This window comes from Actinomycetes bacterium, from assembly GCA_024222295.1.
GTDB lineage: Bacteria > Actinomycetota > Acidimicrobiia > Acidimicrobiales > Microtrichaceae > JAAEPF01.
On record JAAEPF010000024.1, the window covers coordinates 63,444 to 86,397 of the forward strand.

A 22,954-nucleotide genomic window follows, 5' to 3' on the forward strand; every position below is an offset into this window, starting at 1 on the left:
GGCGGAGGCTACCGTTCGCGCATCACCGTCCGGCCAACCAGTCCGCCGGTGGCTGACTGACACCGCCAGCAACGGGAGCAGCAATGGGATTCAGCACGACGACGATCGACGGCATCACCGAGATCGTGATGGAGCATCCGCCCGTCAACGCGCTCACGGTCGCGGGCTGGTTCGAACTGGCAGATCTGCTCACCGAAGCCGGTCGCGAAGCCTCCACGGGGGCCGTGGTGCTCCGCGCCGAGGGCAAGGGCTTCAACGCCGGTGTCGACATCAAGGAGATGCAGGCGACTGAGGGATTCGACGCCCTCGTGGGGGCCAACCGGGGTTGCTATGCGGCGTTCAAGGCCGTCTACGAGTGTGAGGTGCCGGTGATAGCCGCCGTCAACGACTTCTGCCTCGGGGGCGGCATCGGCCTCGTCGGCAACGCTGACGTGATCGTTGCCGCCGAGGGCGCCACTTTCGGCCTGCCCGAGGTCAACCAGGGCGCCCTGGGTGCCGCCACACACCTCGCCCGGCTGGTTCCCCAGCACAAGATGCGCGAGATGGTCTACACGGCTGAGCCGGTCACGGCCGAAGTGATTGCCCAGTGGGGCTCGATCGCCGCGGTCGTGCCGGCAGAGGAGCTGCGGGGCGCAGCCATGGAGATCGCCGAGAAGATCTGCACCAAGAGCCGCACCGTCATCCGGGCGGCGAAGGCCTCGCTCAACGGGATCGACCCGGTCGACGTCAACCGCAGCTACCGCTTCGAGCAGGGGTTCACCTTCGAGCTCAACCTGACCGGCGTGTCCGACGAGGCCCGTGACGCGTTCGTGGAGAAGCGCGACGCCGACTACGACGAGTAGTCCCGCCCCTCAGCCGTCTCCTTCATCTTGCAGGCACAGCTCCTCGGTGAGCACCTGGTACTCCTCGAAGGCCGCCACGAAGGCCTCTCCTGCCAGCGCCTGGTTGCCCGGAGGAGTATTGAGCCAGTCGGGGGCATAGCCGGCTGCCTCAGCCTCGGCCATGAGCGCGTCAGCGGTGGCGCTGATGGTGGCCGCCTGCTCCGGCTGGTCTGCGAGGGCGGATGCGGCACTGGCCACCAGCAGTTGCAGGGTCACGCCGATTGCCATTCGCACCTGGGCCTCGTTGGCTGGGTCCGGCAGCTGGCCGAATGCCGTGAAGGCGCTGACGAGCGGGCACCGCTGGTTGTCGGCTGCGGTGATCAGGTCGCTGATGCCGCCCACGATCCGCTCGTAGTCGGCGTCTGCAAGGGTCGTGGTCGTGGCTGCGGTGGTGGGGGTGCTCGAAGTGGTCGTATCGGCGCCGTTGCCGGCGAAGCTGGCGAGGATGCCTCCGAGGAGTCCCACGACCAACAGGAGCGCCGCGATCCCCGCGCCGACGCGCGCCGCTGTGCTGGGACGGCGTGCCGCCATCAGCCCTCCGGGACTTCGAGACCTTCAGGCAGGCAGTTGACCATCTGGGTACTGAACCACTCGTCCATTGCCTCCTGGGCATCTGCGACCTCCGGGAGGTCGGGCCCGTCGCCGTCGAGGTCGAGCTGTTCGGGGTCGTAGTCGGCGTCCTTGGCGAACTGCTCGTAGGAGTCGGCGCCACTGCGCAGACGATTCTCGAGGTCCGGGTCTCCGGCGGTGTCAGCCATCTTGTTGGCCATTGCCACGAAGAAGCCGATTGCTGCCTCGTTCTCGTCCTTGGTGACCGGGTTCCCGACCTCGGCCACGATCCCGACTGTGTCGATCAGTTGGCACGCATCCGTGGTCGCCTCGATCTCTGCGGTGGCCGCATCGACGGTGCTCACGAAGTCAGCCGAAGCGCCGCCGGTGTCATTCGCGCTGTCGTCGGCGGCAGCGTCGCCGTCGTCCTTGCCGGCCGAGTCGTCGCTGGCAGAGTCGTCGCTGGCAGAGTCGTCCTTGGTGCACGCAGTGCCGAGCAGGCCGAGTGTGCCGAGCAACGCCAGGGCGACCATCAGTGGCCGCAGGGATCGGCGGGCGGGGTGGCTCACGTGGTTCATCGTGTGTCCTGTGGGGGGTGGCCCGGCGGTACCGGGGTGGTGAGTTCGAGGCTACATGGTGGCAATCGGGCTCCGGCCTGACTGGCGCCCGTCCGGGTTCGCCGCAGTCCGACAGCACAACTACCGTGGAAATCTGACGGGTCATCAGATCCGGGCGGACGCAGTCCGCAGAGGCACATCGACACATCGCAGCGACCACCGCATCGAGGCGATGAGAGAGGGGCTGGCAGTGGCCGGGCCGGACAAGATGCTCACCGAGGTGGAGGCTGTCGCAGAGCTCGCCTCGGGCATGACCATAGGAATCGGCGGCTGGGGAAGCCGCCGCAAGCCGATGTCGGTGGTCCGCGAGATCCTGCGGTCCGACCTCACCGACCTGACCGTCGTCGCCTACGGCGGGCCCGACGTAGGCCTGTTGTGCCGTGCCGGCAAGGTCGCCAAGGTGATCTCGGGGTTCGTGTCGCTCGACTCGATCCCCCTCGAGCCCAACTATCGGCTCGCCCGCCAGGACGGCTCGATCGAGGCCGCCGAGTGGGACGAGGGCATGCTGCTGCTCGGCCTGCAGGCCGCTGCATGGCGGGTACCCTTCCTGCCGACCCGCGCCGGGCTCGGCTCCGACATCCCCACCGAGATGCCCGACCTGCAGACGGTCCGCTCCCCCTATCCCGAAGCCACCAGCGGCGAGCACGAGGAACTGCTCGCAGTGCCGGCGCTCGACCTGGATGCGGCCTTCGTGCACCAGAACAGGGCTGACAACTCGGGCAACGCCCTGTGGCTCGGCGAGGACCCCTTCATGGATGACCTCTTCGTGCGGGCAGCGAAGCGTTCTTTCGTGAGCACCGAGCAGGTCGTCGCCACCGACGACCTCGCAGGCCTCGCGGATGTGACCCACCTGCGGATCTCCCGGCTCGATGTCGACGGCGTGATCGACGCACCCGGCGGGGCGCACTTCACCGAGTGCCCGCCCGACTACGGCCGCGACGAGGCGTTCCAGAAGCGCTACGCAGCCGCCGCCAGGTCCGACGAGGACTGGGCCGCATTCCGCACCGACTTCCTCGACATCGACGAGGCCGGGTACCGGGCGAAGGTCGATGAGCTAGCCGGCACCGAGGCGAAAGGCTGATTCGCAGACATGAGCACAGACCCCACCCCGTTGCGCGCAGACGTGTGCGCCGTGGCCATCGCAGATGCGTTCGCCGGTGACGGCGAACGGCTCTGCAACCCGATCGGCAACCTGCCGCTGATCGGAGGTCGCCTGGCCGCTTCCACCACGGAGCCGCACCTCGCCATCACCGATGGCTACTACACGCTGCTCGACAACGTGCCGCCCGTGGGCCTGACAGAAGACGAGCGACGCGACCAGCGCACCGTCGCCCACTGGAACCCCTACCGCGAGATGTTCGGCCTGCTCTGGCAGGGCAAGCGTCACGTGATGATGGGCCCCGTGCAGATCGACCGCTTCGGCAACGCCAACATCGCCGCCATCGGCTCGTGGTCGCAACCCAAGTCCCAGATGCTCGGCTTCCGAGGCGCCCCCGGCAACACGATCAACCACACCACCAGCTACTGGGTGCCAAAGCACGGCCCGCGGGTGTTCGTCGACTCCGTCGATGTGGTCTGCGGAGTCGGCTATGACCGAGCCGCCGCCCTCGGGCCGGTGGCCTCACGGTTCCACGAGATCCGCAGGGTGGTCTCCAACCTCGCGGTGATCGACTTCGAGTCCGACGATGCCGACGGGATCCCCACCATGCGCCTGCGGTCGGTGCATCCCGGCGTGAGCGTCGACGAGGTGGTCGAGGCAACCGGGTGTGAACTCGTCGTGCCCGACGACGTCGCCGAGTCCCGCGGTCCCACTCCCGAGGAAGGCGAGCAGATCGAGAGACTCGACCCGACCGGCCTGCGGCACCGGGAGGTGCCCGAGTCGTGAACCCGGATCCGGGCCGGCCCCCCGAGCCCCACCCGTCACTGTCGACGCGTGCCACCGATCTGTTCGGTGTCCGCTACCCGATCGTTCAGACGGGCATGGGCTGGGTGTCGGGTGCCCGCCTGACGGCGGCCACCGCCGCCGCTGGAGGCCTCGGCATTCTCGCCTCGGCGACAATGACCCTCGACGAGCTCGGTGCCGCCGTCGACAAGGTGCGCGAGCGCACCGACAACCCCTTCGGCATCAACCTGCTGCCAAGCCAGCCTGACGCGGCCGAGCGGATCTCGTTGATCATCGAGCGCGGCGTGCCGGTGGCGAGTTTCGCCGCAGCGCCACGCCCCGAACAGGTCGAGCGGCTTCGTGACGGTGGAGTTGCCACGATCGTGACAGTGGGCGCTCCCCGCCACGCCGAGAAGGTCGCGGCCATGGGAGTGAGCGCCGTGATCGCACAGGGCGGAGAGGGTGGTGGCCACACCGGCACCATCCCGACCGCGCTGCTGATCCCCGGTGTGGTCGAGGCCACCCATGGCAGCGACATGGTGGTGCTGGCCGCCGGTGGGATGCACGACGGCAACTCCCTGGCCACCGCTCGTGTCTGGGGTGCCGACGGCATCGCCATGGGCACGAGGTTTCTGCTGACCGCCGAGAGCCAGGTGCCGGACCACGTGAAGGCGGTGTACCTGGAGTCAGGGCTCAACGCCACCGTTGTCACCTCGGCGATCGACGGTGCCCCGCAGCGGGTCATCCGCACCGAGGTGATCGACGAACTCGAACGCTCGAAGGGCCCCAGGCGGTTCATGGCGGCCGCAGGCAACGCGCTGCGGTTCGCCCGCCAGTCGGGCACATCGCCGCTCGACCTGCTGCGCACCGGCCGGTCCATGAAGGCCGACCAGAACCTCACCTGGTCACAGGTCGCGCTCGCGGCCAACGCCCCGATGATGACCAAGGCATCGGTGGTCGACGGCGACCTCGATGTGGGCATCCTGCCGACCGGGCAGGTGGTCGGCTCGATCGACGACCTGCCGTCCGTGTCGGACCTTGTCGACGGCATCATCACCGAGGCATCCGACGCGCTCGGTCGCGTGTGCGTCGATACAGCAGTGGAGGACTGATGGATCTGAACTGGAGCGATTCGGAGGAGGCGTTCCGTGCCGACTGCCGCGAGTGGCTCACAGCCAACGTGCCCACCGGCCTTGAGTCGGGTGACACGGCGACGGGCTTCGCCCAGCACCTCGAGTGGGAGAAGCTGCTGCACGAGGCCCGCTGGTCGGTCGTGTCGTGGCCCGAGGCCTACGCAGGGCGCGACGCCACGCTGTGGGAGTGGCTGATATTCGAAGAGGAGTACTACGCCGCCCAGGCACCGCAGCGGATCACCCAGAACGGCATCTTCCTGCTGGCGCCGACGATCTTCGAGTTCGGCAACCAGGCCCAGCAGGACCACTACCTGCCGCGTATGTCTGCCGCCGAGGACCTGTGGTGCCAGGGATGGTCGGAGCCGAACGCCGGTTCCGACCTGGCAGGCATCAGCTCGCGAGCCGTGCGTGACGACGAAGCAGGCGGCTGGCGCCTCAGTGGCCAGAAGACCTGGACGACGCGCGGCGCTTTCTGCACCCACCTCTTCGGGCTGTTCCGCACCGACGCCGAAGCCGAACGCCACCGCGGTCTGACGTACTTCCTGGTACCCCTCGATGCCGAGGGCATGACAGTGCGCGGATTCGGTCGCCTCGACGGCGACGAGGGCTTCGCCGAGGTGTTCCTCGACGATGTCTTCGTACCCGACGACGACGGCACGGCTGCGACCATGCAGCGCGGCGGGATCCTCGGTGAGGTCGACAAGGGTTGGGGAGTGGCCATGGCCACCACCAACTCCGAGCGCGGGCTCACCTTGCGTTCACCAGGCCGCTTCCGCGCCGCAGCGTCGCGACTGGTCGACCTGGCGGTGCAAACCGCCGGCGACGGGCGCGCCAGTAGTGCGGCGCTCGACGCCGTAACCGACGCGTGGATCGACGCCGAGGCCTATGCCCTCTACACGCTCGGGGACGTGACCGACCTGGTGGAGGGTCGCTCGCCCGGCGCCAAGTCGTCATACAACAAGGTGTTCTGGTCCGAGATGGACGTGCGACTGCACCGCGCGGCGCTCGACCTGCTGGGCGACCGCGCCGAGCTGGACGGCCCCTGGATGCGGGGCTACGAGTTCGCCCTGTCGGGGCCGATCTACGCCGGCACCAACGAGATCCAGCGCAACATCATCGCCGAGCGTGTCCTCGGCCTGCCGAGGAAGTAGGGGCTGTCATGAGGTTCGCTCCCACAGATGACCAGAACGACTTCGTCGAGGCCGTGAGCGGCCTGCTGGCCGACACCTGCACGCCCGACGCAGTCCGTTCGGCTTGGGGTGGCGCGGTCGGCAGGCACACCGGACTGGGTGACAGTGACGGACGGGTGCGTCAAGCTTGGGACGCCCTCACCGAGATGGGTGTGTGCGGCCTGATGGTGCCCGAGGCCCAGGGTGGGCTCGCCATGACCGACGACGATCTCGTCGGCATCGTCATCGAGTGCGGCCGCGCAGGGCTTCCCGACCCGATCGCCGACACCGCCGGGGTGGCGGCCGCGGCCCTGGGGACGCTGGCGGGCGCCGGAGACGAGACCGCCGCCTCGTGGCTCGAGCGCATCGCCGGCGGAGCCACCGTGGTGGTCGGATTCGGTCCATCGCCCTTGCTGTCAGGCGCCCCCACCGCTGACGCGATCCTGCTGCTCGGCCACGATCCCGTGACCGGCACGGGTGAGCACACCGTCGACCTGTTCGAAGCCGGCTCGGTCGAACTGTCTTCGGCCGACTCGGTTGATGGTTCGAGGAACCTCTCGCAGCTGCACCCGGGCAGCCGCGGCGCGACGCGGCTGGCTGAAGGGGCGACGGCAGAGGCGCTGGTAGCGCGTGCGTTCGACCGCGCCGCAGTGCTGGATGCGGCGCTGCTCGTCGGCCTCAGCGCCAGAATGCTCGACATCACCATCGAGTACGTGGGCGAGCGCAAGCAGTTCGGAACGGCGATCGGCACCTTCCAGGCTGTGAAGCACCACCTGGCCGACGCAAGCCTCGGCATCGAGTTCGCCGAACCCCTGGTGCGCAACGCCGCCCATTTCATGGCTCTGGGCGAAGACGCGGCCATGGTGGCATCGATGGCCAAGCAGCGCGCCTCGCTCGCTGCCGTTGCCGCATCGGAGGCGACCCTTCAGTGCCACGGCGCGATCGGCTACACGGTCGAAGCGGACCTGCACCTGTTCATGAAACGAGCATGGGCGCTGGCCCGTTCCCACGGCGACGCCGACTGGCACCGCGCCCGAGTGCGCTCGGCATTGCTCGCAGGCTGAAACACGGCTGGCAATCGGGCCGGTAGCGTCGGGCCCATGAGAATCGACGGTGCAAGGATCCTGCTGACCGGTGCCAGCGGCGGCCTCGGTGGGTCGATCGCCCGCGAGTTGGCGTTGCGTGGGGCCGAATTGGTGCTCACCGCGCGTTCCGAGGCCGTCCTGCGCGACCTGGCGGACAGGACCGGTGGCGAGGTCGAAGTGCGTGACCTGTCCAACCGGGATGATCTGATGGCGCTGTGCGAGTCGCTGGCGGATGTCGACGTGTTGGTCGCGAACGCCGGAGTGGGCGGTGACCTCGATCCCGACAGGATCACAACCGAAGAGATCGATTTCGTCCTCGACGTCAACCTGCGCGCTCCGATGATCCTCGCCAACGAGTTTGCGCAACGCCGCACCGAAGCCGGGAAGCGGGGCCAGGTCGTGATGGTGGGATCGCTGTCCGGGCTGGTAGCGACGGCCAACACGAGCCTGTACAACGCCACGAAGTTCGGCCTGCGCGGCTACACGTTGGCCATCCGCCAGGACTGGGCGGACCGCGGGATCGGCATCAGCCTCGTGGCCCCCGGCTTCATCCACACTGCCGGCATGGCAGCGGAAGGTATGGACCTCCCGAAGTTCGTGCGCACCAAGTCGCCCCAGGATGTCGCCGATGCAGTGGTGCGCGCCATCGTGACCAATCCGGCTGAGGTGTTCGTGTCTCCGTTCGAACTGCGGGCGTCAGCGCTCATGGGAACAGTGGCCCCCGGGTTCTCCGAGGCGGTCCAGCGGCGCCTCGGGGTGACCGAGATGGCACGCGAACGATGAGCACGCCCAACTACGCCGACGAGGGTTCCGCGCTGCCGGTAGGCGTGCCCCTGAGCGACAACGAGCGCCTGTGGTGGTTCAACTGGACGACCATCCGTGGTGCGGCGCTCGTGCTGGCGGGCGTGGTCATCATGGTGACCCCCGAGCGCGACCGGGTCGTCTCGCTGTTGCTGGCTGCCGGTCTCATCGTCTGGGCCGCGAGCGAGGTCTGGTTCGCGCTGCTGCGCCGCCGACGGCCACCCGAGGCAATCGCGCAACCGGACCGCGAGACGGTGTCCACCAGCATGTTGGTCGGCCGCACACTCATGGTGGTCGCTCTGGTCGCCGGGGCGCTGCTGCTGTTGCTGGACGAAGTCGGGTTCACCCTGGTCATCGGCGTGGTCCTGGTGCTGAGGGGTGTGGTCAGCCTGGCGCGGGTCACGCGCCAGCCGCATCACACGAGGTCGCGGCGCGACCAGGCCCTGCTCAGTCTGCTGCTGATGATCGTCGGTGGCGTGACCATCGTGGTGCCCACCACGGCCGTGCTCGCCCTGCGTGCGGGCCTGGGCATCGGGGCGATGGCCCTGGGCGGCATCCTCATCTCGATGGGCACCAGACGCGGCGCCGGACATGTCCGCCTGCGGTTCGACCACTCCTCGGCCCCGACATTGGTCAACGACTGGTTGGTACGCCGCCGTCTTTCGCCGAAGGAGCGCGGTGACCTGGTCGAGACGCTCTTCTTCGAGCCTCCCAAGCGGGTCGCGAAGCTGGCCTCCTTCTGGGTGATGATGGTGCTGGCCACCGGCATTGCATCGTTCGCGATCATCCAGGACTCAACAGCGGTCGTGATCGGTGCCATGCTCGTGGCCCCCCTCATGACGCCGATCATGGGTGTCTCGGCGGCTGCCGTCAACGGGTGGGCCAAGCGTCTTGCCCGTTCCATCCTGCTCGTGCTGGTCGCCGCCGCCGCCGCCGTGTTCGTCGCCTGGTTGATCGCCTCGTGGTTGCCCTCGGTCGGCCCGATCGCCAACAACTCACAGATCACCTCGAGGGTCGAACCGTCCCTGCTCGACTTCTGCATCGCCATCTTCGCCGGCGCCGCCGGTGCCTACGCGACTGTCGATCCGAGGGTGTCGAGCTCGCTTTCGGGCGTTGCAGTAGCGGTAGCTCTGGTGCCGCCACTGGGTGTCGTCGGCATCACGCTGCAGGCGGGTCAGTACGAATGGGCCTTGGGTGCCCTTCTGCTGTTCACCACCAACGTGGTGTCGATCGTGCTGGCGGCCGTGACCGTGTTCGTGCTGATGGGCTTCGCGGCGTTTCCACCCGACGAGACCCAGCGCAGCCGCCTGAGCCGCGTCATCTCCGTGTTCGGTGCCGGTGCGCTGGTGATCCTCGTACCCCTGAGCTTCACCTCCCAGGACCTGTGGAACGAGGCGTCCGACGAGGCCAAGACGAGCAAGGTGGTCCTCGAGTGGCTGCCCGACGACACCAAGCTCGAACTCGTGACGGTCGAGTCCGAGGGAAACGAGATCGAGGTCGTGCTGACCGGCCCGAGGCTGCCCGAGAACACCGACGACCTGATGGACGACCTGACCGAGGAACTCGGGTACCGACCGACGATCGAGCTGCGGCTCGTGCCGTCGCAGATCACGGAACTCGACTAGATGCCCGAGGGTGACGGCGCTGCCGTGGTGCTTTTGAGTGGTGGGCTCGACTCGGCGACCGTACTGGCCGCAGCCGTCGCCGAGGGCCTTCGGTGTCACGCGCTCAGTTTCCGCTATGGCCAGCGGCACTCGGTCGAGCTCGAGGCCGCTTCGCGTGTGGCGGCATCGCTCGGAGCGGCCGAGCACCGCGTCGTTGATATCGACCTCGGCGCCTTCGGGGGCTCGGCGCTCACCGACGACATCGCGGTGCCCAAGCACGACGACGTCGATGGGATCGACACAGGCATTCCCGTCACCTACGTGCCGGCTCGCAACACCGTGTTCCTGTCTTTCGGCCTCGCGTGGGCCGAGGTGCTGGGCGCCCGCGACATCTTCATCGGGGTCAACGCAGTGGACTACTCGGGCTACCCCGACTGCCGCCCCGAGTTCATAGATGCCTACGAGAGGATGGCGAACCTCGCCACGGCCGCCTCCGTGGAGCAAGGCGATCACGTGCGGATCCGCGCCCCCCTCATGGACCTGTCCAAGGCCGGGATCATCGCGCTGGGTACCGAACTCGGCGTCGACTACTCGTTGACCGTCAGCTGTTACGACCCCGATCCGCTCGGCCGTGCATGTCGTCACTGCGATTCCTGCCTGCTTCGTGCCCAGGGCTTCAAGGAGGCCCGAGTCGACGATCCCACCACCTATGGCGAGCTGCGCTGAGACATGGCCTACCGCGTGAAGGAGATGTTCCCGACCCTTCAGGGCGAGGGGATCAACGCCGGTCGGGCGGCCGTGTTCTGCCGGTTCACCGGCTGCAACCTGTGGACCGGGCGGGAGGACCAGCGTGCCGAGGCCGTCTGTCGGTTCTGCGACACCGACTTCGTCGGAACGGATGGACCGGGCGGGGGGGTGTTCGACGGGGCCGCGGCCCTGGCGGCTGCCGCGGCCGGGATCTGGGAGGCCTCGGCCGGATCGCCGCCGATGCGCGGAGGTCCGCTGGGCCCGCTCATCGTGTTCACGGGCGGTGAACCGATGCTGCAGCTCGACCCCGAGCTGATCGGCGCGTGCCACGACGCGGGCTTCGAGGTGGCCGTAGAGACCAACGGCACGATCGGGCTTCCCGACGGCATCGATTGGGTCTGCGTCTCGCCGAAGGCGGGTTCGGAGGTGGTCGTGCGCTCGGGGGATGAGCTGAAGCTCGTGTACCCACAGCCCGGCGCCGACCCGGCGGGGTTCACCGCCGAGGGCTGGGACTTCGAGCACTTCGTGCTGCAACCCATGGATGGCCCCGACCTCCGCGTCAATACCGAGGCAGCCATCCGGTATTGCCTCGCGAACCCCCGCTGGCGGCTCGGAATCCAGACCCACAAGGTGCTCCGCATCCCCTGACCGGCGTACCCTCGTGCGCCGTGGAGATCTACAAGGAGTTCGGATTCGAGTCCGCGCACCTGCTGCCGAACGTGCCCGAGGGCCACAAGTGCGCGCGGCTGCACGGCCACTCCTTCCGGGTCCGGGTGCACGTCGAGGGTGAGGTCGGCGAGGAGTCGGGATGGGTGTGCGACTTCGCCGCCATCTCGGCGGCCTGCGAGCCGCTGCGAGATGAGCTCGACCACCGGTTCCTCAACGACATCCCCGGCCTCGAGAACCCGACCTCCGAGGTGATCGCCCGCTGGATCTGGCGGCGTCTCGAACCGGAGCTGGCCGGGCTTTCCATGGTGGAGGTGCGCGAGACCTGCACGTCGGGTTGCCGCTACCGCGGCGATTGACCCGGATGTTGGATCGAACACGCGACAGGGGCCTCCCGGCGATGGCCGGGAGGCCCCTGTCGCATCTAGATGGGTTGTGGCTTCTCGCTACGAGAGCGGAGTGGCCCGGAAGTCGTAGTCGTGGATGCCATCGCCGTACTGATCGAAGCGTTGGCCGGTGAAGGTGCTGGTGCCAGCCATCGAGAAGATGTTGACGTGCTTGATGTCCGGCGGCAGGTCGAGAATCGGGATGTCGAAGCTCGGGATCGTCGCGGCGCCGATGGCGGTGTCGACGATTCCTGCGAGGGCGCCCTTGGCCCCAATGCCGACATGGAGGGCGCCGCCACCGACATCGTCGCCGAGGCCGAGCAGCGGGATGTTCGACAGCAGAAGTGTGAAGGCGCTGCCGAGGTTGTTGAGGATCAGGTCCACCAGGTCTTCAGCGTCGTTGGGCAGCGAGCCGGCGGCGAGTGTCGAGTTGAGGGCATCTACGAGGATGTCCTTGACGTCGTTGGCCGCGGTGTTCACGGCGACGAGGTCTTCTTCCATCACCCACGAGTAGACGACGACCACTTCCAGCTTGTTGTTGGTGTTGAGCAGGTCGCCGACGTCAAGGGGTCGCACACCGGTGAACACCGCGGGTGCTCCCGCGTCGCCACTCAGGTTGCGGGTTTCGCCCTCGGGTACGTCTTCTGGGTTGTTGTCGCGGCTGGTTTTGACGAACCCGCTCGCCGAGTTGGGCACGCCGATCTTCACACGCGTCCCGATATTGATCACGTAGGGCTCGTCGTTGCAGTTGGGGATGGCGATGCACCACCCGAACACGGGGTCCCGGATCTCGTCCTGGGAATCCACGTTGACCACCTTCGTGGCGCTGACTTCCCACGTCTGCGCAGGAGGTGCAGCTGGTGGTGCGCAGGCGGCCGCGATCAGGCCGATTGCTGCGAACAGTGATACGACGCCTATGCGCGCCGTGTGGCGTTTGCTCATGGGAATCCCCCTCGGTTGAACCGGCTGCCAAGCCGGCAAGGTGTGTGCCGTTAGTCACGCTAATGCAGGTCCGGGCTCCGTGTCTCGAATTCTTGAGTGATATTCAGAGAAACTGGAAAGTGAAATCACCCTGACGTCCAGCAGGCTTGTCGTGTGCCACTGTCACCGCCGCGAGTGCATTCCTGCTGTGGCCGGACTTCTGAGCCGTGTGACCTGGCCGCCGCCCCTGTCGCAGGCGTCTGTCAGGCTGGCGCAATGGACCTGGAGGCCTGGGTCGACTCGACGGTCGACGCAACGACAAGGGCGCCAACGATGCCCGCCACGGACGGCGACACGCTCGAGCAGGCCGTGGCAATCCTGTCAGACGCCGCTGTTGGCTTCGCCGGGCGCGTCAAGGGCCTCGCGGGAGCGACGCTTCCCGTAACTCTCACCACGGGCCTCATAGAGGCCCTCCATCGCTGTGAGGGGCAAGCCGTGGCAAGTGCGGGGGCGGCAGAGCGCGAACCCGACTGGCCGCAGCTGCGTGGTGCGGCGCTCGACTCCTACGTCGCCCACGTGCTATTCGAGGGGCCCGTTGCAGATCCGGTGGAAGACCTCGTGTCCATGTGGGAGGCATCGGGGCGCGACGACCGGGTCGGTGTGCTCACCACAATGCTGGAGGATCCCGTCGAAGCGCCACATCGGTGCAGCGAGCTCGACCTGCTCGCTCGAAGCGCACTCGACTTCTCCGCCGTGGCCTCGCTCTCTCCGCGCGTCGAGGTGAAGATGGGTACCACGGTCGCGGGTTCAGTGGCCCTGCGGGGTCGGGTAGACGTGATGCTCGGCGGCGGCCCCGGTCTGGCGCCGACGCTCATCGAGGTGAAGTCGGGCAACCCGCGCGCCGAGCACGCATCCCAGTTGCGTCACTATGCGCTGCTGGGAGCGTTGCGCCACGGAGCGCCGCCCGCAGCTGCAGCCATCTGGTACCCCGGAGGCGACGGGCCGTGCATGGTCTCGGACGTGTCGATGTACGAAGCGGTGCCGTCGTCCGCGCGACGCGTGGCCGGTGCCCTGTCCACGCTCGCCGAGTTGTGGGAGGGCCGAGCTCCCGCACTGACGCCGGGCAGCCATTGCAGCTGGTGCCCCGAGGCGGACCACTGTGAGGCGGCGGGGGCATCGCTGTGAGCCGTGGTGAGGTGGCCCTGCGATGGAGGCAGGCTCTCGACGAGGCGTTGCGCGAAGTCGTCGCCACCGGGGGCACGGAGCGCGCCGGGGCGGGTGGGTCCAGCGCTCCCGGATCCGGGTCCACCAACGCCGACACGGGCGCCGCCGACACGGTCTGGGTTTCTGCCCACATGGCTGCTGTGGCATGCCCAGCAGGATTCTTGGGCCCCGATGACGGCAGCGACGGTGACAGGTTCACCGAGACCCCCGCCACCGCTGCGCGTGCTGTCGCCCTGGTCGCCCTCGGCTCCGACGGGTCCGATGGAAGCGCCATGTCGGCTTCCGACCGGATTCGAGATGCCATTGCCGACCCCACGCGCTTCAGGCCGGGGCTGACCGAGTGGCTCCGCAGCCTCGACCGCGCAGCCTCGGCGACAGTGGTCGCCGAGGCGACCTCCTGGATGCAGGATGCGATCGCGCTGGCGACGCGCGGCGCGGAACCGCGCTGGCAGCCGCCGGCCAATCCCGTCCACAGGTTCGGCAAGCCACCGGTGAAGCTCTCAGCCGCGGTCGACGCCACCAAGACCCGTCCCGACGGCCGGGTGCGACTGCTCACGATCTCGTTGCGTCCCGGCAACGGGGATGCGCGCCGGGCACGCCGCGTGGCCCTCGTCTGGGCGCTCACTGCGGGCACCGTGCCCTCACATGTGGTCATCGGCCACCGTGAGCCGCTCGAGCTCGACCCGCACCCGATCGATGACGACTCCATGGCGGCGGCACTCCGGGAAGCTGTCGACGACGTCGTGTGGACGCTCCGCCCGTCTTCGGCGCCCGTTCGGCCCGGGCCCGACTGCCGATTCTGCACCCGCCTCGATGACTGTGACGATGGCTTGCAGCACGAGGCACTGCGCTGGAGGGCTCCGTTCCCTCCCGGAGCCGGTCAGCCGTCGGCGGTGGGGGATCCGACGATGTAGATCAGAGTGCCGGCTGCGACCACCACGGAACTGGCCGTGCGCACCTCCACGTCACAGAACACCACCCTCTTGCCGCGGCGGGTCACCCAACCTTCGGCAACCAGGTCTTCCTTGCGCACGGGGCCGAGGTAGCGCACCGACATCTCGATGGTCGAGAACGGCCTCGGCGTGTCGTATGCGGTGCCGATCGCCGGAACGACCACGGTGTCCACCAGCGTCGCGATCGCCCCGCCATGCATCAGGCCCTGCGGTTGGTTCAGCTCCTTGCGCCACGGGAGCCGCATGCGCGCGTAGTCGCGGCGTAGTTCCTCCACCTCGATGCCCACGAGCTGCGGAAAGTAGGTCTGGTCGTCCCAGGCGAGAAAGCCATTCCAGGCATGCGACACCGACTGTGGCAGCAGGTCGAACTGCTCGGCTCGGGAGGACATTCCCACCAGTCTGGCCCAACAGCGTTCGGTCCGCGCCCGGACCGGGATGGCGGGCGGAATCCTGGCGGCGGTACGTTCGTTGCACGACAGACCTGCCCCGATCGGGTGGGAGGACATCGAGTGTCGGTGCGAGCCGACTGATCCCCAGGAGGATCAATGGCGGAGGCCTTCATCATCGACGCAGTACGCAGCCCCGTGGGGCGCAGGGGTGGGTCCCTGGCGGGCGTGCACCCGGCCGATCTGGGCGCCCACTCGATTGGTGCGCTCATGGACCGCACCGGCGTGGATCCTTCAGCAGTGGAGGATGTCGTGTACGGCTGTGTCGACACGATCGGCCCACAGGCCGGCGACATCGCGCGAACGGCCTGGCTTGCAGCCGGGCTTCCCGAGGAAGTGCCGGGTACCACGATCGACCGCCAGTGCGGCTCGTCGCAGCAAGCGGTTCACTTCGCAGCCCAGGCAGTGATGTCGGGCACCACGGACCTGGTGGTGGCGGGTGGCGTGCAGAACATGTCCGCCATTCCGATCAGCGCCGCGATGCTCGCCGGCCAGGAGTTCGGGTTCGATGACCCGTTCTCCGGCTCAGAGGGCTGGATGAAGCGCTATGGCGACCAGGAGGTCAGCCAGTTCCGCGGCGCCGAGATGATCGCCGAGAACTGGGACATCTCCCGCGAGGAGATGGAGGACTTTGCAGTCGAGAGCCACACCCGTGCGATCACGGCGCGCGACGAGGGACGATTCGCCGCCGAGATCGAGGCCTATGGCGACATGGGCCACGACGAGGGCCCACGCGAGCCCAACATCGACAAGATCCGCAGCCTGCCTCCACTCGTCGAGGGCGGCCGGTTGACCGCAGCACTCGCTTCGCAGATCTCGGATGCGTCGGCAGCGATGCTGGTGGCATCCGAGGGCGCGGTGCAGCGCCACGGTCTCGAGCCCAAGGCGCGGGTGCAGCACATCTCGGTACGGGGCGAGGATCCGATCCGCATGCTCTCCGCCCCGATTCCCGCCACGCGTTACGCCCTGCAGCGAGCCGGGATGTCGATGGACGACATCGACCTGGTGGAGATCAACGAGGCGTTCGCCTCGGTCGTGATGGCGTGGGAAAAGGAACTGGACGTCGACCATGCGAAGGTCAACGTCAACGGCGGCGCCATCGCCCTCGGCCACCCACTTGGCGCCACGGGCGTGCGCCTGATGACGACGTTGTTGCACGAACTCGAGCGCACGGGCGGCCGGTATGGCCTGCAGACCATGTGTGAGGGCGGGGGCCAGGCGAACGTCACCATCATCGAGCGCTTGTAGTTCCGGGGTTCGCCGCCGCCCGGAGGGCGGTTGGTGTGGGAGCGCCCATGGTTCTCCCGCCAGGCGGGCGCGTGTCGCCCGGCGCCGGTGCGTCTCAATCTCGCGGAGAGCGGCTCGATCCGTTCAAGCCGGGGCCTGTTCTGCCGATGGGTTCGCACGGCGCGAGATGTGCTGCTCGATATGGCTGAACCACAAGACGACAAACGATCACCGGCGCAACCGGCCACAACGGCGGGCATGCGCGCCGACCGGGCGCCTGAGCGCGCCGCGCGGCGGATCTCGACTTCGCTCGGGATCATCGTGGCGGGGATGGAACCGGCTGAGGTCGCGGCTTTCGTGGCCGAGGTGCAGGACGCCGTGCCGGGCGGTACCCGCCAGGAGTTCCTCTTGCTCGATGACCACACCAGTCCTTGGCGCCGGGACATCGTGGGCGCCCTCGAAGGGGTCGGCGACGCCATGCGCCTGGTTCCGAAGCCATCAGGTGGTCGCGGCACCGAGTTCGACGCGCTGTCGTTGTCGGCACGAAGTGAGTTCCTGGTCGCGTCCTTCGGTGAGGCCGCTCCAGTCGGGTCACTCGGTGCGGCGTTGGCGCAAATGTGGTCGCGCGGGGCAGATGCGGTGGTGATCCTCGGAGATGGGCTCCAGCCGGTGGAGGGTGACACGGGCACGCAGTTGGTGCAGTACCTGGGCATGGGTTCGCTCGGCCTGGGCGGTGTGCCGGCACCGCGGGTCGTGGTGATCAGGCGCTGGGTGGCTCGTTGGCTGTTCAGCGAAGCCGATCGCGCTCTGGATGCCGCAGATGAGGTGGCCGACCGGGCCCGCCTGCTCGGCCTGGACCTGACCGTCGTCGACGCCTGACAAGATCGGCCTGAGTCGGCTGAATTGGAACGCGTTCCAGTTTTGCGGCCTACCATCGCCGGGTGGATTTCGAGGATTCCCCAGAGCTGGCCGAGTTTCGCACCGAGGTGCGCGCGTTCCTGTCGGAACACGCGGCGCTGCGCAAGGGCGACGACAGCGACTGGTCACGCAACAGCGCGGCGACCGACCCGGACACCGCCGAGGAGTTCCGCCGCCGCTGTCACCAGTGGCAGCGCACCCTGTTCGACAACGGCTGGGCGGGGCTGACCTGGCCCGAGGGCTTCGGCGGACGCGGGCTCACCCCGGCACACCAGATCGTGTTCAATCAGGAACTCGCCGATTTCGATGCCAGCTCCGGTTTCATCGCGGCATCCCAGGCGCTCGTGGGGCCGACCCTCATGCGCCATGGCTCACGCGAACAACAGAAGCGTCACATCGAGCCGCTGCTGTCGGGCGAGGAGGTGTGGTGCCAGCTGTTCAGCGAGCCGGGTGCCGGTTCTGACCTTGCATCGCTCGCGACCAGGGCGGTTCGTGACGGCGACGAGTTCGTGGTCGACGGCCAGAAGGTGTGGACCTCGAGTGCCCAGCACGCGGACTTCGGCATCCTGATCGCCCGAACCGATCCCGACGTGCCCAAGCACAAGGGCATCACCTACTTCATCGTCGACATGAACACGCCGGGCATCGAGGTACGGCCACTGGTACAGGCACAGGGCGTCGCGCACTTCAACGAGGTGTTCCTCGACGGCGTGCGGATTCCGGTCGAGAACGTGGTCGGTGAGGTCAACGAGGGTTGGGCGGTCACCCGCACCACGATGCGCTCCGAGAGCCAGATGATCTCGGGTGCTAGCCAGTCGACCGGCTTCACCACGGTGCTCGGCACCGCCCGGCGCACCGGAGCGGTGGATGATCCGCGCATCCGCCAGCGCCTCGCGACCGTGTACTCCAACGAGAAGATCCTGCGCTGGATGGGCTGGCGGAGCCAGACAGCTGTGATGTCCGGCCGCATGGAACTGGCGCTGCACGGCTCGCTGCTCAAGAACTTCTTCACTCGGGCCCTCAAACAGCGCGTGGAGCTGGGCCTGGAGATGGAGGGCGCCGAAGGGATGCTCTGGGACGACGCCGAAGGCGAGGGCTTCTGGCAGTTCCACTGCCTGCACCAGTTCGCCTCGCGGATCGGTGGCGGTACCGAGGAAGTGCACCGCAACAACCTGAGCGAGCAGGCACTCGGCCTGCCGCGTGAGCCGATGGGGGACCGCGACCTCCCCTGGAGTGAGACCAAGCGATCATGACCGATACGCCTGCACCCGAAGAGTTCGCCGCGGCCGATGCGGCGGCGGCCAACGTCGACCCCGAGTCGGTGACCGGCCACATGCTGGCCGGCAAGGCCGCCCTTGTGACGGGCATCGGCCCTGGCATGGGTCGTGACATCGCTCTCGGCCTAGCCCGCCAGGGGGCTGACGTCGCCCTGCTGGCCCGCTCGGATCGCAACGTGCCCGAGGTGGCCGCGGAGATCGAGGTGCTCGGTCGCCGGGCGGTGCAGCTCCAGGGCAGCGTCACATCCGAGGAGGACTGCCAGCGCGTCGCGGCGGAGGTCTCCGAGGCATTCGGTGGTCGCCTCGACATCCTCGTCAACTCGGCGTTCCATGCAGGGGAGCACGTGCGTTTCGAGGACGCCGACCTGTCCCGTTGGCAGCGCCCGGTGAACGTGAACTACCTCGGGACCCTGCAGTTCACCCAGGCGATGCTGCCCCTGCTGAAGGCCGCTGCCGCTGCCAGCGGTGATGCCCGTGTCGTGATGGTGAACACGATGTCGACACAGCTGATCGAGGAGAAGGCCGGCTCGTACGCCGCGTCCAAGGCTGCTCTGGGCGCGGTCACCAAGACCCTCGCCCGGGAGCTCGGTGACTACGGCATCAGGGTCAACGCAGTGCACCCCGGCTACATCTGGGGCGACAGCGTGAAGATCTACCTGCAGTGGCAGGCCACCGAACGAGGCGGCGACGCCACATGGCAGGACGTCTACGACGACCGGGCGTCGGAGACGTGCCTCGGATACCTGCCGCACTCATCGGAGATCGCCGGGGCGGTCGTGTTCTTCGCATCCCCGCTGGCCAGGTGCGTCACCGGCACAGCGCTGCCCGTCAACGCAGGCCACTGGCTGCCGCCCTCGGCATAGACCGGCGGCTCTGGATTGTGGCGGTTGGGGTAGACCGACGGTACATTTGGGGGGACCTGACAGGGGGCAGCAGATGGCCACGGTTGTATGGGTCGTGGGCACGACCCGAAGCGGGACGAGCTGGGTGTTCGACCTCGTTGCGTCACATCCCGACGTCTCGATGGGCTACGAGTCGAAGATCCCCATCGAGGGCATCGCTTTCTATGAGCGTTGGAAGGACCGCCTCACCGACCCGCTTGCCATGGCCGGCCTGCTGGAGGACCTACGCACAGGTATCGATGACCCCACCAACGTCGCGAGCAACGAGGTCGCGTTCACCCAGGCAGACTTGCCGCAGCGCATCTTCGAGGCCCACGAGGCCGATCCGGGCTGGGCGACCGTGTGCGAGCAGCTGTTCCGTGCTGTCCAGGGCACCTCGCACTGGGGCAACAAGACGCTGCGCGTGGAACTCACTCCGCTGCTGGAAGAGCACTGGCCGGACAGCCGCTTCATCGTGCTCATTCGTGACCCCAGGGGCGTACTGGCCTCGCAGGCCGAGAAGTTCGAGAACACCCTGGACTACTCCGCCATGTACTGGCTCACCCACGCCGACTGGGTGCTGAACGTCATCCAGGACAACCCGCACTACCGGGTGGTCAACCTGGTGGAAATGGCACGGGACCCGAGGCCGCATCTGGAATGGCTGTTCAGGGAGTCCGGCCTGTCACTAGATCCGATCGAGGATCTCGTGCAGCGCTTCCCCGGTGACCCGGAGCGCCTGGATGCGTGGCGAACCGTTCTCCCCCCGAAGCGCCAGCGGCGCATGGAGGAGTACTGCTACTCGCAGATGAAGGAACTCGGCTACACACCGCAGTACGCCACAGGGCAGCGCAGGCTCGGTCGGTCACGCAGACTCTGGGCGTTCGTGCACACCTTCGCAGGCCGTGTCGTTTCCTCCCCCTCGAAGCTCGCCCAGAAGCAGGTCCTCTCGCGGTTGAAGGCCGGCTTCCGGGGCAGCTGAGCACCGACCGAGTCGGGGACGTCAGTCGCTTCGCAGCTTGCGCTTGGTGCGGCGCGATCCGAAGAGCATGCCGATGCCGAATGCGAGCACCGCAGTGAGTGCGAGCACGCTCCACAGCGGCAGTGAAGCCTCGAAGAACACGAACGAGACATCGGTCGTCTGGTTGTTGACGGCGATGAAGACCAGCAAGAGCACCGCGACGACGGCTCCGATGATCTGGCGCCTGGTAGGCCTGAAGCCCTCATCGTCTTCGAATTCGCCACCCGGGTGGTCGCTGCGTCCGTCATTCAGCATGGCTGCTCCTCAGTCGCCGGTGGGATAGGGCACACGCCCGTCATGGTCTTCGGTCCACTGCTTGATCTCCCGCATCATCCAGGCGGTGTCGAACAGGTCCATCTGGCGCACAACCAGGCCCTCGGCGTTGTAGGTGATGACCGAAGCTCCGGGCACGTCGTAGAAAGCGCCGTCGGGTCGGGTGCCGGGCAGCCGGTTCTGCCAGTGGTTGAGCACCGTCGAGCTCGTGGCGTCGGCCGCCACGGCCGTGATCGGGAAGGACCAGTCGTCCAGTCCCCGCATGGAGTCGGCGAGGAAGCGCCGGATGTCGTCGAGGCCGTGCGTCCAGCCGTAGACCGAGTCGAGGTAGGAGGCATCGGCCGCGAAGAGATCCGCAAGACCGGTCCAGTCGGCGGCCTCGTGCCGCTCGCGGTGACGTGCGTACAGGTCGAGGAGCTGGGGCTCGGTGAGCATCCCTGACATCTTCGCGCCGCCGGCCTACCTCCGAGCGGCTATTAGTGCCGCCTGTTCATCGAGCACCGAGAGCACATGGGACTCGGGGGCGGAGGGCAGGCGGAACACGCATTCGGTGACCCCGATCGTCTCGAAGTGGTCGAGCTTGTCGTGGGAGGGCTGCGAGCCGAACGGCACGATGCGCGCAGTCCCGGGGTCGCGGCCGGCGGCCTCCAGCGCGGCCCGGTACCGAGGGATGGCCTCCGCCAGCCCGGCACCGCCGATCGGGATCCAGCCATCCGCGTACCCGCAGAGGTGGTCGAACATCTTCGGGCCGGCTCCACCACCGATCAGGACCGGTACGGGAACCTCCGGCTTCGGCCACGACCACGAGGCTGTGAAGTCGACGTGCTCGCCGTGGAACTCCGCCTGCTCGTCGGTCCAGAGGGCCTGCATGGCCAGCACGTGCTCACGGGCGATGTCGCGGCGGGCGGCGTAGTCGACTCCGTGATGTGCCATTTCGTCGCGGTTCCAGCCGAAACCGATGCCCAGCTCGAATCGCCCGCCGGAGATGTTCTGCAGCGTCGCAATCGCCTTCGCGGTCACGATCGGATCGCGCTGAGCGGGGAGCATCACGCCGGTGCCAAGGTGGATGCGCTCGGTCGCGGCTGCCGCTGCCGCCAGCGCGACGAGCGGGTCGAGCGAGCGCTTGTACTCCTCGGCCAGCTCCGTCTCGCCGGTGGGCGGAGGGGTCAGGCGCGAGGTGGGTATGTGGGTGTGTTCGGGTATCCACAACGAGTCGAAGCCCCGTTCCTCGACAGCTCTGGCGAGCGTGATGGCATCGATGGACTGGTCGGTGGTGAACACGGTCACCCCGTATCGCATGGGTGCGCTCATGGCTGGCGACCCTACCCGGTTTGCCCCGAATCTGACGAGGTGTCAGATTCTCGTGCATGGGTATCTGTGATGGACGAAGCGTGATCGTTACCGGCGCCGGCCGGGGGCTCGGCAGGGCGCACGCCCTGGCCCTCGCCGCAGAAGGGGCATCGGTCGTGGTCAATGACCTCGGCGTGGCCCAGGACGGCTCCGACCCGTCCGATACGCCGGCCCAACAGGTGGTCGACGAGATCACTGCCGATGGCGGGGTGGCCATCGCATCCCCGCATGACGTAGCCGACTGGGACGCAGCCGGCGAGATGGTGCAGCTCGCGATCGATACCTTCGGTGGCCTCGACGCGGTGATCAACAACGCCGGCATCGTGCGTGACCGGATGTTCGTCAACTCCGAACAGGACGAATGGGAATCCGTGCTGCGGGTGCACGTGCTCGGTCACGCTGCTCCTTCACGCCATGCGGCGTCCTACTGGCGTGCACGTTCCAAGGCCGGCGAGAGCAATGACGCTCGGATCATCAACACATCCTCGGGTGCCGGGCTGATGGGATCCATCGCCCAGGCTGCCTACAGCGCCGCCAAGGGTGCCATCGCCTCCCTGACCCTCGTGCAGGCGGCTGAACTCGGCCGCATAGGAGTGACCGCCAACGCACTCGCGCCGGCGGCCCGTACCCGCATGACCGAGGAGGCCTTCGCCGAGATGATGGCCGAGGTCGGGGAGGACGCATTCGACGCAATGGACCCCGCCAACGTGTCGCCGCTGGTCGTCTGGCTGGCGTCGCCCGACTCGGCGGCTGTGACCGGCCGGGTGTTCGAGGCGGAGGGCGGCATCATCGGCATCGCCGAGGGTTACAACCACGGGCCGCGGCGCGACAAGGGCGACCGTTGGCAGCCGGCCGAGGTCGGCGAGGTGGTTGCCGAGTTGATCGCCGAGGCCGCGGAGCCCGCCCCGGTGTTCGGCGCGGGCTGAGCAGCCTGCAAGGATCT

26 protein-coding genes are annotated in these 22,954 nt (G+C 67.9%); 19 read left to right on the forward strand and 7 right to left on the reverse strand.

The window, feature by feature from the left end:
* Positions 1 to 83 precede the first annotated feature (83 nt).
* Positions 84 to 842: an enoyl-CoA hydratase family protein gene (locus GY812_08190; GenBank protein ID MCP4435459.1), complete on the forward strand. Its 759-nt coding sequence runs from the start codon at positions 84 to 86 to the stop codon at positions 840 to 842.
* A 9-nt stretch (positions 843 to 851) separates the two neighbouring features.
* Here the strand turns inward: GY812_08190 and GY812_08195 are convergent, their stop codons facing one another.
* Together GY812_08195 and GY812_08200 are read right to left on the reverse strand one after the other, a co-directional pair.
* Entirely contained in the window at positions 852 to 1,412 is a 561-nt protein-coding gene (locus GY812_08195) for a hypothetical protein (protein ID MCP4435460.1), read from the reverse strand.
* Positions 1,412 to 1,999, reverse strand: coding sequence for a hypothetical protein (locus GY812_08200; GenBank protein MCP4435461.1), 588 nt, complete (start codon positions 1,997 to 1,999; stop codon positions 1,412 to 1,414). Before GY812_08200 ends, GY812_08195 begins: the two co-directional genes overlap by 1 nt.
* A gap of 220 nt (positions 2,000 to 2,219) precedes the next feature.
* Here GY812_08200 and GY812_08205 point away from each other — a divergent pair, with 220 nt between their 5' ends.
* Genes GY812_08205 through queD form a run of 10 tightly spaced genes read left to right on the forward strand, consistent with a single transcriptional unit; the run spans position 2,220 to position 11,493 of the window.
* Positions 2,220 to 3,128, forward strand: coding sequence for a CoA transferase subunit A (locus GY812_08205; protein MCP4435462.1), 909 nt, complete (start codon positions 2,220 to 2,222; stop codon positions 3,126 to 3,128).
* A gap of 9 nt (positions 3,129 to 3,137) precedes the next feature.
* Positions 3,138 to 3,932, forward strand: coding sequence for a CoA-transferase (locus GY812_08210; protein ID MCP4435463.1), 795 nt, complete (start codon positions 3,138 to 3,140; stop codon positions 3,930 to 3,932).
* Positions 3,933 to 3,970: 38 nt separating this feature from the next.
* On the forward strand, positions 3,971 to 5,041 hold the full coding sequence (locus GY812_08215) for a nitronate monooxygenase (GenBank protein ID MCP4435464.1): 1,071 nt from the start codon (positions 3,971 to 3,973) through the stop codon (positions 5,039 to 5,041).
* Positions 5,041 to 6,213: an acyl-CoA dehydrogenase gene (locus tag GY812_08220; GenBank protein ID MCP4435465.1), complete on the forward strand. Its 1,173-nt coding sequence runs from the start codon at positions 5,041 to 5,043 to the stop codon at positions 6,211 to 6,213. Before GY812_08215 ends, GY812_08220 begins: the two co-directional genes overlap by 1 nt.
* Before the next feature lie 8 nt (positions 6,214 to 6,221).
* Positions 6,222 to 7,295: an acyl-CoA/acyl-ACP dehydrogenase gene (locus GY812_08225; GenBank protein MCP4435466.1), complete on the forward strand. Its 1,074-nt coding sequence runs from the start codon at positions 6,222 to 6,224 to the stop codon at positions 7,293 to 7,295.
* Between the two features lie 36 nt (positions 7,296 to 7,331).
* Complete coding sequence (locus GY812_08230) at positions 7,332 to 8,099, forward strand: SDR family NAD(P)-dependent oxidoreductase (protein MCP4435467.1); 768 nt, start codon at positions 7,332 to 7,334, stop codon at positions 8,097 to 8,099.
* The gene (locus GY812_08235) at positions 8,096 to 9,742 is read left to right on the forward strand and encodes a TIGR00341 family protein (GenBank protein ID MCP4435468.1); all 1,647 of its coding nucleotides are present in this window, start codon (positions 8,096 to 8,098) and stop codon (positions 9,740 to 9,742) included. The genes GY812_08230 and GY812_08235 overlap by 4 nt, the downstream gene beginning before the upstream one ends.
* Entirely contained in the window at positions 9,743 to 10,447 is a 705-nt protein-coding gene (queC, locus tag GY812_08240; protein ID MCP4435469.1) for a 7-cyano-7-deazaguanine synthase QueC, read from the forward strand.
* A 3-nt stretch (positions 10,448 to 10,450) separates the two neighbouring features.
* Entirely contained in the window at positions 10,451 to 11,116 is a 666-nt protein-coding gene (queE, locus tag GY812_08245) for a 7-carboxy-7-deazaguanine synthase (protein ID MCP4435470.1), read from the forward strand.
* 20 nt (positions 11,117 to 11,136) lie between these two features.
* Positions 11,137 to 11,493, forward strand: coding sequence for a 6-carboxytetrahydropterin synthase QueD (gene queD / locus GY812_08250; GenBank protein ID MCP4435471.1), 357 nt, complete (start codon positions 11,137 to 11,139; stop codon positions 11,491 to 11,493).
* Positions 11,494 to 11,580: 87 nt separating this feature from the next.
* Here the strand turns inward: queD and GY812_08255 are convergent, their stop codons facing one another.
* The gene (locus GY812_08255) at positions 11,581 to 12,462 is read right to left on the reverse strand and encodes a hypothetical protein (protein MCP4435472.1); all 882 of its coding nucleotides are present in this window, start codon (positions 12,460 to 12,462) and stop codon (positions 11,581 to 11,583) included.
* A 255-nt stretch (positions 12,463 to 12,717) separates the two neighbouring features.
* Here GY812_08255 and GY812_08260 point away from each other — a divergent pair, with 255 nt between their 5' ends.
* Both GY812_08260 and GY812_08265 read left to right on the forward strand, forming a co-directional pair.
* Complete coding sequence (locus GY812_08260) at positions 12,718 to 13,626, forward strand: PD-(D/E)XK nuclease family protein (GenBank protein ID MCP4435473.1); 909 nt, start codon at positions 12,718 to 12,720, stop codon at positions 13,624 to 13,626.
* Complete coding sequence (locus GY812_08265) at positions 13,623 to 14,579, forward strand: hypothetical protein (GenBank protein ID MCP4435474.1); 957 nt, start codon at positions 13,623 to 13,625, stop codon at positions 14,577 to 14,579. The genes GY812_08260 and GY812_08265 overlap by 4 nt, the downstream gene beginning before the upstream one ends.
* Here the strand turns inward: GY812_08265 and GY812_08270 are convergent.
* Positions 14,546 to 15,007 carry a PaaI family thioesterase gene (locus tag GY812_08270; protein MCP4435475.1) on the reverse strand — a complete coding sequence of 154 codons (462 nt, stop codon included), beginning with the start codon at positions 15,005 to 15,007 and terminating at the stop codon, positions 14,546 to 14,548. The genes GY812_08265 and GY812_08270 overlap by 34 nt on opposite strands.
* Positions 15,008 to 15,163: 156 nt before the next feature.
* Here GY812_08270 and GY812_08275 point away from each other — a divergent pair, with 156 nt between their 5' ends.
* The 5 genes from GY812_08275 (at position 15,164) to GY812_08295 (ending at position 20,349) form a co-directional block, all read left to right on the forward strand.
* Positions 15,164 to 16,312 carry an acetyl-CoA C-acetyltransferase gene (locus GY812_08275; protein ID MCP4435476.1) on the forward strand — a complete coding sequence of 383 codons (1,149 nt, stop codon included), beginning with the start codon at positions 15,164 to 15,166 and terminating at the stop codon, positions 16,310 to 16,312.
* A gap of 180 nt (positions 16,313 to 16,492) precedes the next feature.
* Complete coding sequence (locus GY812_08280; protein ID MCP4435477.1) at positions 16,493 to 17,170, forward strand: hypothetical protein; 678 nt, start codon at positions 16,493 to 16,495, stop codon at positions 17,168 to 17,170.
* Between the two features lie 62 nt (positions 17,171 to 17,232).
* A complete protein-coding gene (locus GY812_08285) occupies positions 17,233 to 18,462 on the forward strand; it encodes a dehydrogenase (protein MCP4435478.1) in 1,230 nt (409 codons plus the stop codon).
* Complete coding sequence (locus GY812_08290; protein ID MCP4435479.1) at positions 18,459 to 19,349, forward strand: SDR family oxidoreductase; 891 nt, start codon at positions 18,459 to 18,461, stop codon at positions 19,347 to 19,349. Before GY812_08285 ends, GY812_08290 begins: the two co-directional genes overlap by 4 nt.
* A gap of 73 nt (positions 19,350 to 19,422) precedes the next feature.
* The gene (locus tag GY812_08295) at positions 19,423 to 20,349 is read left to right on the forward strand and encodes a sulfotransferase (GenBank protein MCP4435480.1); all 927 of its coding nucleotides are present in this window, start codon (positions 19,423 to 19,425) and stop codon (positions 20,347 to 20,349) included.
* Between the two features lie 21 nt (positions 20,350 to 20,370).
* On the opposite strand, the gene GY812_08300 is transcribed toward GY812_08295, so the two are convergent.
* The 3 genes from GY812_08300 to GY812_08310 are packed head-to-tail and all read right to left on the reverse strand — an operon-like array spanning position 20,371 to position 21,960.
* Positions 20,371 to 20,643: a LapA family protein gene (locus GY812_08300; GenBank protein MCP4435481.1), complete on the reverse strand. Its 273-nt coding sequence runs from the start codon at positions 20,641 to 20,643 to the stop codon at positions 20,371 to 20,373.
* 9 nt (positions 20,644 to 20,652) lie between these two features.
* Positions 20,653 to 21,096, reverse strand: coding sequence for a nuclear transport factor 2 family protein (locus tag GY812_08305; GenBank protein MCP4435482.1), 444 nt, complete (start codon positions 21,094 to 21,096; stop codon positions 20,653 to 20,655).
* A gap of 24 nt (positions 21,097 to 21,120) precedes the next feature.
* Positions 21,121 to 21,960 (reverse strand): LLM class F420-dependent oxidoreductase, encoded by an 840-nt coding sequence (locus GY812_08310; protein MCP4435483.1) that lies wholly within the window; start codon positions 21,958 to 21,960, stop codon positions 21,121 to 21,123.
* A gap of 68 nt (positions 21,961 to 22,028) precedes the next feature.
* Between GY812_08310 and GY812_08315 the strand changes: the two genes are divergently transcribed.
* Positions 22,029 to 22,937, forward strand: a complete 909-nt coding sequence (locus tag GY812_08315; GenBank protein ID MCP4435484.1) for an SDR family oxidoreductase — start codon at positions 22,029 to 22,031, stop codon at positions 22,935 to 22,937.
* Positions 22,938 to 22,954: the final 17 nt, after the last annotated feature.

Coding starts and splice junctions, on each gene's coding strand:
- GY812_08190 (MCP4435459.1), top strand. CDS start 84: ATGGGATTCAGCACGACGACGATCGACGGCATCACCGAGATCGTGATG.
- GY812_08195 (MCP4435460.1), bottom strand. CDS start 1,412: ATGGCGGCACGCCGTCCCAGCACAGCGGCGCGCGTCGGCGCGGGGATC.
- GY812_08205 (MCP4435462.1), top strand. CDS start 2,220: ATGAGAGAGGGGCTGGCAGTGGCCGGGCCGGACAAGATGCTCACCGAG.
- GY812_08210 (MCP4435463.1), top strand. CDS start 3,138: ATGAGCACAGACCCCACCCCGTTGCGCGCAGACGTGTGCGCCGTGGCC.
- GY812_08220 (MCP4435465.1), top strand. CDS start 5,041: ATGGATCTGAACTGGAGCGATTCGGAGGAGGCGTTCCGTGCCGACTGC.
- GY812_08225 (MCP4435466.1), top strand. CDS start 6,222: ATGAGGTTCGCTCCCACAGATGACCAGAACGACTTCGTCGAGGCCGTG.
- GY812_08230 (MCP4435467.1), top strand. CDS start 7,332: ATGAGAATCGACGGTGCAAGGATCCTGCTGACCGGTGCCAGCGGCGGC.
- GY812_08235 (MCP4435468.1), top strand. CDS start 8,096: ATGAGCACGCCCAACTACGCCGACGAGGGTTCCGCGCTGCCGGTAGGC.
- queC (MCP4435469.1), top strand. CDS start 9,743: ATGCCCGAGGGTGACGGCGCTGCCGTGGTGCTTTTGAGTGGTGGGCTC.
- queE (MCP4435470.1), top strand. CDS start 10,451: ATGGCCTACCGCGTGAAGGAGATGTTCCCGACCCTTCAGGGCGAGGGG.
- GY812_08255 (MCP4435472.1), bottom strand. CDS start 12,462: ATGAGCAAACGCCACACGGCGCGCATAGGCGTCGTATCACTGTTCGCA.
- GY812_08260 (MCP4435473.1), top strand. CDS start 12,718: ATGGACCTGGAGGCCTGGGTCGACTCGACGGTCGACGCAACGACAAGG.
- GY812_08270 (MCP4435475.1), bottom strand. CDS start 15,007: ATGTCCTCCCGAGCCGAGCAGTTCGACCTGCTGCCACAGTCGGTGTCG.
- GY812_08275 (MCP4435476.1), top strand. CDS start 15,164: ATGGCGGAGGCCTTCATCATCGACGCAGTACGCAGCCCCGTGGGGCGC.
- GY812_08280 (MCP4435477.1), top strand. CDS start 16,493: ATGGCTGAACCACAAGACGACAAACGATCACCGGCGCAACCGGCCACA.
- GY812_08290 (MCP4435479.1), top strand. CDS start 18,459: ATGACCGATACGCCTGCACCCGAAGAGTTCGCCGCGGCCGATGCGGCG.
- GY812_08295 (MCP4435480.1), top strand. CDS start 19,423: ATGGCCACGGTTGTATGGGTCGTGGGCACGACCCGAAGCGGGACGAGC.
- GY812_08300 (MCP4435481.1), bottom strand. CDS start 20,643: ATGCTGAATGACGGACGCAGCGACCACCCGGGTGGCGAATTCGAAGAC.
- GY812_08305 (MCP4435482.1), bottom strand. CDS start 21,096: ATGCTCACCGAGCCCCAGCTCCTCGACCTGTACGCACGTCACCGCGAG.
- GY812_08310 (MCP4435483.1), bottom strand. CDS start 21,960: ATGCGATACGGGGTGACCGTGTTCACCACCGACCAGTCCATCGATGCC.
- GY812_08315 (MCP4435484.1), top strand. CDS start 22,029: ATGGGTATCTGTGATGGACGAAGCGTGATCGTTACCGGCGCCGGCCGG.